Source organism: Streptomyces viridiviolaceus, assembly GCF_014650995.1.
In the GTDB taxonomy this organism is placed as follows: Bacteria; Actinomycetota; Actinomycetes; order Streptomycetales; family Streptomycetaceae; genus Streptomyces; species Streptomyces viridiviolaceus.
On the sequence record NZ_BMWA01000021.1, the window covers coordinates 80,999 to 93,645 of the forward strand.

9 protein-coding genes and 2 pseudogenes are annotated in these 12,647 nt (G+C 73.0%); 9 read left to right on the forward strand and 2 right to left on the reverse strand.

From position 1 onward, the window contains the following. Positions 1-45: 45 nt before the first annotated feature. The 8 genes and pseudogenes from IE260_RS43170 to IE260_RS28170 form a co-directional block, all read left to right on the forward strand. A pseudogene (locus IE260_RS43170) lies at positions 46-300 on the forward strand (hypothetical protein); the annotation flags it as partial. Positions 301-302: 2 nt separating this feature from the next. Beyond that, positions 303-836: pseudogene (locus IE260_RS28140) on the forward strand (type 2 periplasmic-binding domain-containing protein); the annotation flags it as partial. A 77-nt stretch (positions 837-913) separates the two neighbouring features. After that, complete coding sequence (locus tag IE260_RS28145) at positions 914-2,959, forward strand: beta-galactosidase (RefSeq protein WP_189876757.1); 2,046 nt, start codon at positions 914-916, stop codon at positions 2,957-2,959. A gap of 125 nt (positions 2,960-3,084) precedes the next feature. Continuing rightward, positions 3,085-3,795 carry a sugar O-acetyltransferase gene (locus IE260_RS28150; RefSeq protein WP_189876761.1) on the forward strand — a complete coding sequence of 237 codons (711 nt, stop codon included), beginning with the start codon at positions 3,085-3,087 and terminating at the stop codon, positions 3,793-3,795. Continuing rightward, entirely contained in the window at positions 3,792-4,250 is a 459-nt protein-coding gene (locus IE260_RS28155) for an MSMEG_1061 family FMN-dependent PPOX-type flavoprotein (protein ID WP_189876764.1), read from the forward strand. Before IE260_RS28150 ends, IE260_RS28155 begins: the two co-directional genes overlap by 4 nt. 79 nt (positions 4,251-4,329) lie before the next feature. Next, a complete protein-coding gene (locus IE260_RS28160; RefSeq protein ID WP_189876767.1) occupies positions 4,330-5,190 on the forward strand; it encodes an ABC transporter ATP-binding protein in 861 nt (286 codons plus the stop codon). Further along, positions 5,187-6,170, forward strand: coding sequence for an iron-siderophore ABC transporter substrate-binding protein (locus IE260_RS28165; RefSeq protein ID WP_189876770.1), 984 nt, complete (start codon positions 5,187-5,189; stop codon positions 6,168-6,170). Before IE260_RS28160 ends, IE260_RS28165 begins: the two co-directional genes overlap by 4 nt. A 7-nt stretch (positions 6,171-6,177) precedes the next feature. Continuing rightward, entirely contained in the window at positions 6,178-8,244 is a 2,067-nt protein-coding gene (locus IE260_RS28170; protein WP_189876773.1) for an iron ABC transporter permease, read from the forward strand. Between the two features lie 59 nt (positions 8,245-8,303). Here the strand turns inward: IE260_RS28170 and IE260_RS28175 are convergent, their stop codons facing one another. After that, positions 8,304-9,764 (reverse strand): subtype B tannase, encoded by a 1,461-nt coding sequence (locus IE260_RS28175; protein WP_189876776.1) that lies wholly within the window; start codon positions 9,762-9,764, stop codon positions 8,304-8,306. Between the two features lie 222 nt (positions 9,765-9,986). On the opposite strand from IE260_RS28175, the gene IE260_RS28180 reads away from it, so the two are divergent. Further along, positions 9,987-11,312: a lipase family protein gene (locus IE260_RS28180; RefSeq protein WP_189876779.1), complete on the forward strand. Its 1,326-nt coding sequence runs from the start codon at positions 9,987-9,989 to the stop codon at positions 11,310-11,312. Between the two features lie 144 nt (positions 11,313-11,456). Here IE260_RS28180 and IE260_RS28185 read toward each other — a convergent pair whose 3' ends face one another. Beyond that, entirely contained in the window at positions 11,457-12,440 is a 984-nt protein-coding gene (locus tag IE260_RS28185) for a DMT family transporter (RefSeq protein ID WP_229881378.1), read from the reverse strand. Positions 12,441-12,647: the final 207 nt, after the last annotated feature.

Consider the following 12,647-nt stretch of genomic DNA (forward strand, 5'->3'; position numbering starts at 1 on the left):
TGTTCGACAGGGACCCTTGACCGTCGTCATCGGGGCAGTGTAGACATGCCGCCATCAGATGTTTACGTAAACATTACAGGCCGGTGCCCTTTTCGCGCTGCGCGATGTTTACGTAAACATCGCGGTGCTCCAGGACGTGGACGAGCGAGGAACGACATGACGACGCTGCAACCGCCGGTGGCCGCCGAGCCCCGGCCGGCACCACCCCCGGCGAGACGGGACCGCCGCTCCTGGACGGGGTGGGGTTTCCTCGGTCCCTTCGTGGCCGTGTTCGCCCTGGTCTTCCTCGCTCCGATCGCTTCGGCGACGGCAGCATCGCGACCCTCGCCATCGGCGCCTGGATGCCCGCCAACCTCGCCTCCGGGGTGAAGGAGGCCGCCGGTGACTGGCGCGTCGCCCCGCTGCCCCAGTGGACCGCGGGCGGCAAGGCCGGCGCCGAGAACGGCGGCAGCGCGCTCGCCCTGCCCGAGCTCGGCAAGAACCAGGAGCTGGCCTACGCCTTCGTCGAGTACGCCAACGCCGGCAAGGGCGTGCAGACCCGGGTCGAGGCCGGCGCCTTCCCCGCGACGACCGCGCAGCTGACCTCCCAGGAGTTCCAGGACACGAAGTTCCCGTACTTCGGCGGCCAGCAGGCCAACAAGATCTTCGCCGAGTCGGCCGCGAACGTCGCCGACGACTGGTCGTACCTGCCCTACCAGGTGTACGCCAACTCGATATTCAACGACACCGTCGGCAAGGCGTACGTCTCCGGCACCGAGCTGGCGGACGGCCTGAAGTCCTGGCAGGACGCCTCGGTCGCGTACGGCAACGAGCAGGGCTTCACCGTCGAGAAGTAGCACGCGCGGCGGCATCCCCCGCGGCGGCGCGGCTCCCCGCGCCGCCCTGCACCGCGCACCCCACCGGAAGGACCGCCATGATCTCCACCCTCCTGTCCCGCCTGCAGCGCGGACCGGACGGCGCACCCGCCCCCCGCCTGGCCTTCGGCGCCGACTACAACCCCGAGCAGTGGCCCCGGGAGGTGTGGGAGGAGGACGTCCGGCTGATGCGCGAGGCCGGCGTGAACATCGTCTCCGTGGCCATCTTCTCCTGGGCCCGTATCCAGCCGGGCCCCGACACCTGGGACTTCGCGTGGCTCGACGAGGTCATGGACCTGCTGCACGAGAACGGCATAGGCGTGGACCTGGCCACCGCCACCGCCTCCCCGCCGCCCTGGCTGACCACCGCCCACCCGGAGATCCTGCCGGTCACGGACCGGGGCGAGGCGGTGTGGCCGGGAGCGCGCCAGCACTGGCGCCCCACCTCGCCGGTCTTCCGTGAACACGCGCTGCGCCTGGTCCGCGCGATGGCGACCCGCTACGCGGGCCACCCCGCCCTGGTCGCCTGGCACGTCTCCAACGAGCTGGGCTGCCACAACGTCTACGACTACTCCGACGACGCGGCCCGGGCCTTCCGCGCCTGGCTGCGCACCCGTCACACCACCCTGGACGCCCTCAACCACGCGTGGGGCACGGCGTTCTGGTCGCAGCGCTACAGCGACTGGGACCAGATCCTGCCGCCGAGGCTGGCCGCCTCCCACCCCAACCCCACCCAGCAGCTGGACTTCAAGCGCTTCTCCTCCGACGCACTGAAGGAGCATCTGCGGGCGGAGCGGGAGATCCTGCGGGAGCTCACGCCCGACGTGCCGGTCACCACCAACTTCATGGTGATGCCCGGAACCAAGGGCATGAACTACGCCGACTGGGCCGCCGAGGTGGACTTCGTCGCCAACGACCACTACGTCGTGCCCGGCCCCCGGGAACGGGACGAGCTGTCCTTCTCGGCGAATCTCACCAGCGGCATCGCCGGCGGCCGGCCCTGGTTCCTGATGGAGCACTCCACCAGCGCGGTGAACTGGCAGCCCGTCAACCTGGCCAAGCGGCCGGGCGAGCTGGCCCGGGACTCGCTGACGCACGTGGCGCACGGCGCCGACGCGGTCTGCTTCTTCCAGTGGCGCCAGTCGGCGGCCGGCGCCGAGAAGTACCACTCGGCGATGGTCCCGCACGCCGGCGCGGACAGCGACCTGTTCCGCGCGGTCACCGCGCTCGGCGACACGCTGAAGGCACTGGCGCCGGTGGCCGGGTCCGAACGGGAGCCCGCCGAGGTCGGCATCCTGTTCGACTGGGAGTCGTGGTGGGCGAGCGAGCAGGACTCGCACCCCACCTCGCTGCTCGACTACCACCGGGAGGCGCTGGAGTGGTACTCCGCGCTGCTCTCCCTCGGCATCCGCGCCGACGTGGTGCCCACGGGCGCCGACCTCAGCCGCCACCAGGTGCTGATCGCGCCCGTGCTGCACCTGGTCCCCGCCGAGCTCGCCAAGGACCTCACGCGGTACGCCGAGCAGGGCGGGCACCTGGTCACCACGTACTTCTCCGGTGTCGTGGACGAACACGACCACGTCTGGCTCGGCGGCTACCCGGGCGCCCTGCGCGAGCTGCTCGGCATCCGCGTCGAGGAGTTCGGCCCGCTGCCCGCCGGACGGACCGTGGAGCTGGACGACGCGACCACCGGCGGCCTGTGGACCGACCGGATCACCGCCACCTCCCCGGAGACCGAGGTCCTGGCCCGCTACCGCACCGGCGTGCACGCCGGCCGCCCCGCCGTCACCCGGCGTCCGACGGGCGCCGGTTCCGCCGCCTACGTCTCCACCCGGCTCGGCGTCGACGGGCTGGCCTCGCTGCTGCCACGGCTGCTGGAACCGGCCGGAGTGAGCAGTGAGCTGCCCGCCGAGGTGCGCGGGCTGGTCGAGGCGACCGTGCGCCGCGGCCCCGAGGGCCGGTTCCTGTTCCTGGTCAACCGCACGGACGACGCGGTGTCCGTGCCCGGCGTCACCGGAGAGGCCCTGCTCGGCACCATCGGCGCCGACGGCGCCGTGGCCCTGGGCCCCAGGGACGTCGCCGTCCTGCGGCTGCCGAGCTCCTGAAGCTGGACGGTGACGGACCTGACCGGCACCGACTGAGCAGCACCCCGCACGGCCCCGTCCGCGCCCTCCTTCCCCGGCGGTGCGGACGGGGCCGTCCGCGCACGCATCGACCGAAGGGAGACCGCATGACCGTCGACCCGCGCGAGCGCGAGGTCCGCCGCAGGATGGCGGCGCAGGAGCTCTACTGCGACGCCGCGCCCGGCCCGGAGGGCCTGGAGGAGGAGCGGCTCAGGGGCAAGGAGCCGGCCGACGCCTGCAACCGGACCGCTCCACGTGACCAGGAGGGCCGCCGGGCGCTCCTGGAGAGGATGTTCGCCGCCGTGGGCGCGGGTGTGTGGATCGAGCCGCCGCTCCACGTCGCCTACGGCAACCGCGTGCACCTCGGCGACGACGTGTACGTCAACTTCGGTCTCACGCTCGTCGACGACGTCGAGGTCGTCGTCGGGGACCGCGTGATGTTCGCCCCGCACGTGACCGTCAGCACCACCGGCCATCCCGTCCACCCGGATCTGCGCCGGGACGGCACGCAGTTCTCGGCGCCGGTGCGCATCGAGGACGACGTGTGGATCGGGACCGGCGCGATGATCATGCCGGGAGTCACGATCGGAAGGGGCTCGGTGGTCGGCGCGGGCAGCGTGGTGACGGCGCACGTGCCGCCCATGGTGGTCGTCGCCGGGACACCGGCGCGCGTGGTGCGGGAGATCACCGACGCGGACCGCGAGTGGCGCCACCGGCCTCCGCCGACCCTGCGGATCCCGGGCACGGAGCAGGTCCCGTCGACCTCAACTCGCCCTGAACGTACGGCACATGGCCCCGACGGCGGGGCAGTACGATGATCCGCGCAGTGCGGCGCAAGGTCCACGACCGGCTCACCGACGAGGACCTGGACATCCTGGCCCGCTCACCCTTCTGCCTGCTGGCCACGTCCGACGCACACGGCAACTGCGACGTCTCCCCGCGCGGTGACGCTCCGGGCTTCACCCACGTCCTCGGCCGCGGCACGCTCGCCCTGCCCGACCGGCCGGGCAACCGGCGCGGCGACAGCTTCCACAACATCCTCGACAACCCGCACGCCGGCCTGCTGTACCTGATACCGGGCCGCAAGGAGGTCCTGCGGGTCAACGGCCGCGCCCGGATCCTCACCGACGCCCCGTTCTTCGACGCCACGACGGAGCAGGACCGGCGCCCCACGCCGGCCCTCGTCCTGGAGATCGACGAGATCCATCTGCACTGCCCGCAGTCCCTGCGCCGCTCCGGGCTGTGGAACCACCGTTGCGGGCAAGCGAGTTGAGCGTGCCCCCGTCCGGCCGCGGACGGCCCGGCAGACCCGGCCCTACCAGCACTTCTTAGGTTAGGCTAACCTTCGCTTCGTGAGATCTGGTGAAGAGGCGGCCGGCACCTCCCGGCTGCGCGGTCATGAGCTGTCGGCCACGGGCGTGACCGTGTCGTACGACGGCGTGGACGTCGTGCACGACGCGGCGGTCACACTCAGGCCCGGTGAAGTGACCGTCCTGGTCGGTCCGAACGGCAGCGGCAAGTCGACGCTGCTGCGGACCATCGCGCGGCTGCAGCGTCCCCGCAGCGCCACGCTCAGGATCGACGCCGACACCGACGGCCTGGCGCTGACGGCCCGTGACTTCTCACGGTACGTCGCCCTGCTGACCCAGGGCCGGCCCGCCCCCAGCGGGCTGACCGTGCGCGACGTCGTCGAGTTCGGCCGCTACCCGTACCGGGGCCGCTGGGGCCGGCCCGACCCGGACGGTCCGGCCGCGGTGGACCGGGCGCTCGCCCTCACGGGCGTCGACCGGCTCGCCGACCGCGGCGCCGACCACCTGTCCGGCGGGCAGCTGCAGCGGGTGTGGCTCGCGAGCTGTCTCGCCCAGGAGACCGGCGTCCTGCTCCTCGACGAGCCGACGACCTACCTCGACCTCCGCTACCAGATCGAACTCCTCGACCTCATCCGCGACCTGGCGGACGACCACGGGATCGCCGTCGGTGTCGTCCTGCACGACCTCGACCAGGCCGCGGCCGTCGCCGACCGGATCACGCTCCTCGAAGCGGGCCGGATCGTCGCCGACGGCCTGCCCGAGGACGTGCTGACGCCGGAACGCCTGACCGCCGTCTACGGCATCCGGATCGACGTCGACACCGATCCCCTCACCGGCCGGCTGCGCACCCGCCCGATCGGCCGCCACCACACCCGACGCGAAAGGCTCGGCACCACCTCATGAGACGCACCCTCCTCACCGCGGCCACCGTCACGGCCGCGGCGCTCACCCTTGCCGCCTGCGGCACCACCGAGCCGGCCGCCGACAAGTCGGAGAAGAAGACCTCCGAAGCCATCACCCTCACGGACGGCAAGGGCGCCGAGGTGAAGCTCGACGGCCCGGCCACCAAGGTCGTCGCCACCGAGTGGAACGTCGTCGAGAGCCTCGTCTCGCTCGGTGTCGACCCGGTCGGCGTCGCCGACGTCAAGGGCTACCGGACCTGGGACACCTCCGCCCCGCTGACGAACGAGCCGAAGGACATCGGCACCCGCGGCGAGCCGAGCATGGACACCATCGCCTCGCTCTCGCCCGACCTCATCGTCGCCACCACCGACCTGCCGCCCGCCGCCGTGAAGCAGCTGCGCGACGTCGCTCCGGTGCTGGAGGTGAAGTCCGCCGACGGCACCGGCCAGATCGACCAGATGCTGGAGAACGTCGACCTGATCGCCGAGGCCACCGGGACCACGGACCGGGCCGAGACGGTGCGCGAGGACTTCGAGGCCAAGGTCGCCGAGGGCAAGAAGGCCCTGGCCGACGCCCGGATGGCCGGCAAGGAGATCGCCTTCGCCGACGGCTACGTGACCTCCAACCAGGTCTCCATCCGTCCCTACACCGCGACCTCCCTCATCGGTGAGGTCAACGAGGCGATCGGTCTGAAGAACGCCTGGAGGACGAAGGGCGACGAGAGCTACGGCCTCGGCTCCACCGACGTCGAGGGCCTGACCGAGCTCCCGGACGACGTCCGGTTCGCCTACATCGGCAGCGACGGCGACAAGAACAGCACGCCGTTCACCGGCGCCCTGGCCGAGAACTCCGTGTGGAAGTCCCTGCCGTTCGTGAAGGCCGGCAACGTGCACCGGCTGGACGACGGCATCTGGATGTTCGGCGGTCCCGCGTCCATGCAGGCGTACGTCGACGCCGTCGTCGGCGCGCTGACGAAGTAGCGAGGTCATGGCCGTCACCGCAACGAAACCCGCCGCACGTCCGTCGACGGCCACGTCCCGGACGGGCACGGCCGCGGTGACGGCCGCGCTCGTCCTGCTGGTCGCCGTCCTCGCGGTCGTCGACATCGCGCAGGGCACCTCCGCCGTCGGACCCGCCGAGGTGTTCAAGGCCCTGACCGGGCAGGCCGATCCCGACGACGCCTCCGTCGTCATCGCCTCCAGGCTGCCGCGGATGACCGCCGGCATCCTGGTCGGCGCCGTGCTCGGCACGGCCGGCGCCGTACTGCAGGCGGTCAGCCGCAATGTGCTCGCCTCCCCCGACACCCTCGCGGTGAACGCGGGTTCCTACCTGGCCCTCGGGCTGGTCGGCGCCACGGGCACCTCCCTCCCGCTGTTCGCCTCCTCCGGTGTCGCCTTCGCCGGGGGCCTGACGGCCGCAGCCGTCGTGCTCGGCCTGTCCGGCCTGGGCACCGGCACGGTCCGGCTCGTCCTCGCCGGCACGGCGCTGATGCTCGGCCTGAACTCCATGACGGAGGGACTGCTCCTGCTGTTCCCCGAGCAGACGGAGGGCCTCTACCAGTGGAACCAGGGCAGCATCGGCCAGAACGGCTTCGACGGCGTCCTGCAGATGCTGCCCATCGCCCTGATCGGCCTGGCCGGGCTGCTGCTGACGGCTCGACGGGTGGACGCGCTCGCCCTCGGCGACGACGCCGCACGCGGGCTGGGCGTCCCGGTGCGGGCCACCCGGGTCACGGTCGTCGTCCTGGCCGCGCTGCTGTCCGCCGCCGCGGTCACCCTCGCCGGGCCCATCGGGTTCGTCGGCCTGTGCGCACCCGCCCTCGTCCGCCCGCTCTCCCGCCGGTTCCGCGGATTCGCGCGATCCCGTACGACCATGCCGGCGGCCGCGCTCACCGGCGCGGCCCTGGTCCTCGGTTCGGACGTGCTGCTGCGGGCGCTGGTGGCGGACGACCTCGCGGTGGCCGTGCCCACGGGTGTCGTCACCAGCCTGGTCGGTGCCGTGTTCCTGGTCGTGATGGCGTTGCGGCTGCGGGACACCGCCGGGGCCGGTGCGCCGGACCGGCTGCGCATCCCGAGCCGTAGCGTGTTCGTGGCCACGGTGGCCGTCCTGGTGGCCGTCCTCGTCGGTCTGGTGGTCGCCGCCGTACTCGTGGGCGACACCAAGCTGCTGCTCGGCGACGTCGTCAACTGGGCGCAGGGGCGGGCCGGCCGGACCGTCTCCTTCGTCCTGGACACGCGGGTGCCCCGGGTGCTCGCCGCGCTCTGCGCCGGTGCGGCGCTCGCCCTGGCGGGCACGCTGGTGCAGGCCGTGACCCGCAACCCCCTCGCGGAGCCCAGCGTCCTGGGCGTGTCCGGCGGCGCCGCGCTGGGCGCCGTGGTCCTGGTGACCGGCGCGCCGGTCACCGGGACGTGGGCGGTCGCCGGTGCCGCGTTCGCGGGGGCCGGGGTCACCGCGGTCGTCGTCTTCGGGCTCGCCGCACGGGGCGGCTTCCAGCAGAACCGGCTGGTCCTCGTCGGCATCGGCGTCGCATCCGCGACGACGGCGCTGATCAGCCTGCTGATCGTGCTCACCGACCCGTTCAACGCCACGAAGGCGCTGACCTGGCTGTCGGGTTCCACCTACGGGCGGACCATGCCGGACATCGTGCCGGTCGCCCTGGCGCTGCTCGTCGGCATCGCCGTGACGGTCGCCCGGCGCACCGAACTGGACCTGGTCTCGCTGGACGAGGACACGCCGCGGCTGCTCGGCCTGCGGCCGGCGCGGGGCCGCCTGGGCTTCCTGGTGCTGAGCGTCGTACTGAGCGCGACCGCCGTGGCCTGCGCGGGCACCATCGGATTCGTCGGGCTCGTGGCACCGCACGCGGCACGCGCCCTCGTGGGCCGGCGGCACGTGCGGGCCGTCCCCGTCGCGATCCTCCTCGGCGCCTCCCTGGTCTGCGCGGCCGACCTGCTCGGGCGCACGGTGATCGCCCCGGCCCAGCTCGGCGCCGGACTCATGACCGCCGTCATCGGTACGCCCTACTTCCTGTACCTCCTCGTACGGAGCCGGCGCTAGGCCACCTGCCGGGACGGGACGGGACGGCCGGCCGGGGTGCCCGGCCGGCCGCCGTCCGGCTAGCGGCAGACCCTGCCGACCCAGTCGATGAAGTCGGGCGCGTCCAGGTTCACCCCGTGTCCGCCGTCCCAGTACATGAAGGCGTCGACGTCGTCACCCAGGTTCTCCAGGGCCGCGGCGAGGTTGCCGACCACGGTCAGCGAGGTGTCGCTGTCCTTGGTGCCCACACGGATGAACCAGTGCCGCGCCCGGTGCGGGTTGCGGCGGGCCAGGGAGGGCATCGGGTTCATCAGGCCGAGCTGCTCCCGCAGGTCGGCGTCGAGCCGGGCACGGTCGTCGCCGGTGGCCTTGCGCAGGCTCCACGGGGTGAAGTGGCGGGCCCTGGTGGTGCCCCGGCCGAAGAGGTTGTTCTCGGGGGTGGACAGGTCGAAGGCGTCGAATGACGGCACGTTCTTCCTCCGCGCGCCCACGTGGGTGAGGAAGTCGGCCCACGCGAAGGACGCCCGGTGGCCGTTCCAGTCGATCCACGGGTTGGCGGCCAGGTAGCGCGCCCGGTCGTCGTCCGCCAGCGCGGCGAGGTACCGGGAGGCCGACGGTTCCAGGTACGTGCTCACCAGGTAGGTGTCGTAGTTGCGCGCGGTGAGGCGGCCGAATCCGCCCCGGCCGTCGAGCCGCAGCGACGCCTGGTACTCGGCGAACTGCCCGCGCAGCTCCCGGGAGAGGGACTGGTCGACCGGCGAGCCGCCGGCCAGCGGGTTGCCGCCCCAGTTCCATTCGTAGGCCATGTCGGCGTGTTCGAGGTCGGTGATCGGGCAGTAGGGAGCGGCGGCGAAGATCGCGTCGCTCGCGTCGGCGGCGCCCAGTGCGCGCAGGTACGGCTCGTAGCTCCGGCTGTCGCCCGTGGCGCCGAGCAGCGAGGTGAGGGCGCCGCCCGCGCTGACGCCGGTGGCGACGATGCGGTCGGTGTTCCCCGGTATGCGGCCCTCGTTGTGCCGCAGGTAGCGGACGGCGGCCTTCAGGTCCACGACGGCCGCCGGTGCGACGCCGTAGTACGTGCCGTCCGCGTCCACCAGGGTCCGGCCGCGGGCGCCGGGTTCCACCACCACGTAGCCGGCGGCGAGGGCCAGCGGCGGATTGGGGCGGTTCAGCGAGATGCCGGTGGCGCCGGCCGTCGAGGAGGGCATGTAGCCGCCCACCGCGTTGCTGAGCAGGATCGGTGCGCGGGTGGCGTCGACCGGGTGCCCGTCGACGGCCACGGGCACGCTCACGTTGAGGGTCTGGTAGGTGAGGTCCACCGGCTCGGCGACGTACGGGATCGCCTTGAAGAAGCGGTAGGTCACCGTCTTCTCGCCCTCGTCCGTGACGACTGACGCGGTGAGCGTGGTGTGGGCGTCGGGGTCGAACGCCAGCGGATCGCGGCCCTTCGGCCGCGCGGTGGCCGAGGCGGGTCCGGTCGCGGCGGTCACCGCCGGTACGGCGGCGGTCGCGGCCATCGCCTTCACCATCTGCCTGCGCTTCATCACGTCTCCCGTCTGCGGAACGTTCCCGGCGCAGGCGAACGTACGACCCGACCCGATGGATCGTCAACAATTTCGTCAACTTTCCTTGAGCGGTCCTTGTTGGACGGAACGTCAAGTTACTGAACCGTAATAAGCGCGACGCTACCGCGGGTAACCCCTGTGCGGATACGGTCCGGCCACCCCCACCACCCGGTTCGGCCCTTCGTCCCCAGGAGGTTCGCCATGCCCCCACGTCCTCGCCTGCTCGCGGCGGCGATCGGTGCCGCGCTGGCCCTCGGCGCCCAGACCCTTCCGGCCGCCGCGGCCGACGGACCGGCCGCGGTGGTGTCCCGCGGCGTCGAGATCCCCGCCTTCTACACCCCGCCGACCACCCTGCCCGAGGCCGACGGCACGCTGATCCGCAGCGAACCGCTCCGCCTCGCGCTCAGCCTGCCCGGCCTCGGCGGGCCCCTGCCGGGGCGGGCGACCCGCCTGATGTACAAGTCCACGGACGCCAACGGCGAGCCGGTCGCCGTGACCGGCGCCTACATCGAACCGACCGCGGCCTGGCGCGGCGAGGGACCGCGCCCCCTGGTCGCCGTCGCCCCGGGCACCATGGGCCAGGGCGACCAGTGCGCCGCCTCGATGGCCCTGGAGCGCCCCCTGCTGCTCAACGGCCGGACGGTCTCGGTGGGTTACGAGGACCTGTCGGTCTACCGGCTGCTCGCCCGGGGCGTCGCGGTCGTGGTGACCGACTACGCCGGCCTCGGCGCCACCGACCGGCTGCACACGTACGTCAACCGCGTCGACGGCGCGCACGCCGTACTGGACGCCGTACGCGCGGCACGCTCCCTCGGCTCGGCGTCGATCACCTCCGGCTCCAGGGTGGGGCTGTTCGGCTACAGCCAGGGCGGCGGAGCGACGGCCGCCGCGGCCGAACTGCAGCCGTCCTACGCCCCGGACGTCCCACTGGCGGGCACCTATTCCGGCGCGCCGCCGGCCGACCTGACCGAGGTCACCGAGGCGATCGACGGCAGCGATCTGGCGGGTGCCCTGGGCTGGTCGCTGAACGGCTTCCTCCAGACCGAGCCGGCCCTGCGGCCCATCGCCGACCGGTACCTCAACGCGGCGGGCGAGGCCGCGCTGGAGGACCTCTCGACCATGTGCGTCGGCGACGCCCTGTTCGCCTACGGCTCCGCCCGCAGCACGGCCTGGACGACGACCGGGCAGTCCGTCAGCGACATCGTCCGGGCCGAGCCCGCGCTGCAGGCCTTCCTGGCCGACCAGCGCATCGGCACGCTCAAGCCGGGCAGCCCGGTCCGTGTCGCGACCGGCGTCAACGACAACCTGGTTCCGCACGCGCAGTCCCGCCGACTGGCCGTCGACTGGTGCAGGAAGGGCGCGAAGGTCACCTACGACCCCGTGATGCTGCCGAACGTGGGCAGTGGCCTGCTCAACCACTTCGGGCCGCTCCTCGCCGACCAGGGCGACGCCATCTCCTGGCTGACCGACCGGCTCTCCGGCAAGCCGGCCGGTTCCGACTGCTGGACCCTGCCCGCACGGCCCTGAGCCGTTCGCCGCCCTGCGCGGGCGCCCCGGCGGGCCGGGTTCCGCCGGGCGTCCCCGTGGTTCAGGTGGTGATCGGCCCGGTGTCGCCGCAGTCGGTGAACGGCTTCCAGGGGCAGCGGAACCGATCACCGCCGCGAAGGAGCTCTACCGCCTCTCCGAGGAAGGATCCAGGGCGACCTGGCGCCTTGAGGAAGTCTTGCTCCCGCCCGCCCCGGTGCCGTGTCCCGGGGGCACGGCGCCCGCCGTCCGGCGCCGGAGGCGGAGCGAGGCTCCGGATCCCGCGGCGACCCCTGCGCAGACCAGGGCACTCCCCACCGCCTGGGCGGCGCCGTACTCACCCGTTCCGACGAGCGGTGCCGAGCAGGCGGCGGCGACGGGGATCAGGCCGGAGAACAGGGTGGCGCGCTCGGCGCCGATCCGCTGCATGCCCATGTACCAGCACACGAACCCGACGACGGTGACCACCGCCGCCTGCCACAGCAGCGCCCCGGCCTCGACGGCGTCCGGACGCGGCAGCCACGCGTCCCCGTCGGCCAGGACCCCGACCGCCGCCGACTCCACCGCGGCGACCCCGCACACCGTGGCGGACAGCAGCCGGGGGCCCAGGGGACGCAGCACGGGTACGGCGAGGACGGCGAACCCGACCTCGCCTGCCAGGGCGCACACGGAGAAGGCGATGCCCGCCGCGTCGGTCCGGCCCCAGCCCTGGACCGTGAACGCCCCGACGGCCACGAGCAACGCCCCGTACAGCACGACCCGTTGCGGCCGGCGTCCGTCCATGAGGGGCACGACGACGGCGACCACCACGGGCGCGCAGCCCACGAAGACGCCGGGGACCGCCGGTTCCGCCGTGCGTTCCGCGGCGAGGACGGCCAGGTTGAACCCGACCATGCCGACCGCCGCGAGCAGCGCGAGGCGCAGCCACCGGCCCGCCCCGAGGGCGCGCAGCCGGGCCGTCGCCCCGGGGCCCGCCAGGGGGACGAGGAGCAGGAAGGCCAGGGCGTAGCGCAGGAACTGGCCGCCCGCGTACGGGTAGTCCCCGAGGACGCTGTTGGCGGTGAAGGACCCTCCGACGAGGACACAGGCGAGCGCGGCGAGCAGGGCTCCGCGCGTGGTGGTGGCGTTCATGGCAACGACGCTAGGAAGCGCGGCGGTCCGGCATGAGGTCCACTCGGCGGGCGTGCTCGGGGACCAATGCGCGCGGGCGGCCGTCACACGAGGGTCATGAATCCTCCATCACGTGCATGTCTCGGGAATCGGGGTAATCGGAACGTCCCGGCGCCAACAGGCCCCGGACGCAAGCGAACTGACGCCGTATCGAGAAGGGACCGATAG

Bases quoted from the DNA above. Each gene is read 5' to 3' on its own strand.
- IE260_RS28145 (WP_189876757.1), top strand. From the start codon at position 914: ATGATCTCCACCCTCCTGTCCCGCCTGCAGCGCGGACCGGACGGCGCA.
- IE260_RS28150 (WP_189876761.1), top strand. From the start codon at position 3,085: ATGACCGTCGACCCGCGCGAGCGCGAGGTCCGCCGCAGGATGGCGGCG.
- IE260_RS28155 (WP_189876764.1), top strand. From the start codon at position 3,792: ATGATCCGCGCAGTGCGGCGCAAGGTCCACGACCGGCTCACCGACGAG.
- IE260_RS28165 (WP_189876770.1), top strand. From the start codon at position 5,187: ATGAGACGCACCCTCCTCACCGCGGCCACCGTCACGGCCGCGGCGCTC.
- IE260_RS28170 (WP_189876773.1), top strand. From the start codon at position 6,178: ATGGCCGTCACCGCAACGAAACCCGCCGCACGTCCGTCGACGGCCACG.
- IE260_RS28175 (WP_189876776.1), bottom strand. From the start codon at position 9,764: ATGAAGCGCAGGCAGATGGTGAAGGCGATGGCCGCGACCGCCGCCGTA.
- IE260_RS28180 (WP_189876779.1), top strand. From the start codon at position 9,987: ATGCCCCCACGTCCTCGCCTGCTCGCGGCGGCGATCGGTGCCGCGCTG.
- IE260_RS28185 (WP_229881378.1), bottom strand. From the start codon at position 12,440: ATGAACGCCACCACCACGCGCGGAGCCCTGCTCGCCGCGCTCGCCTGT.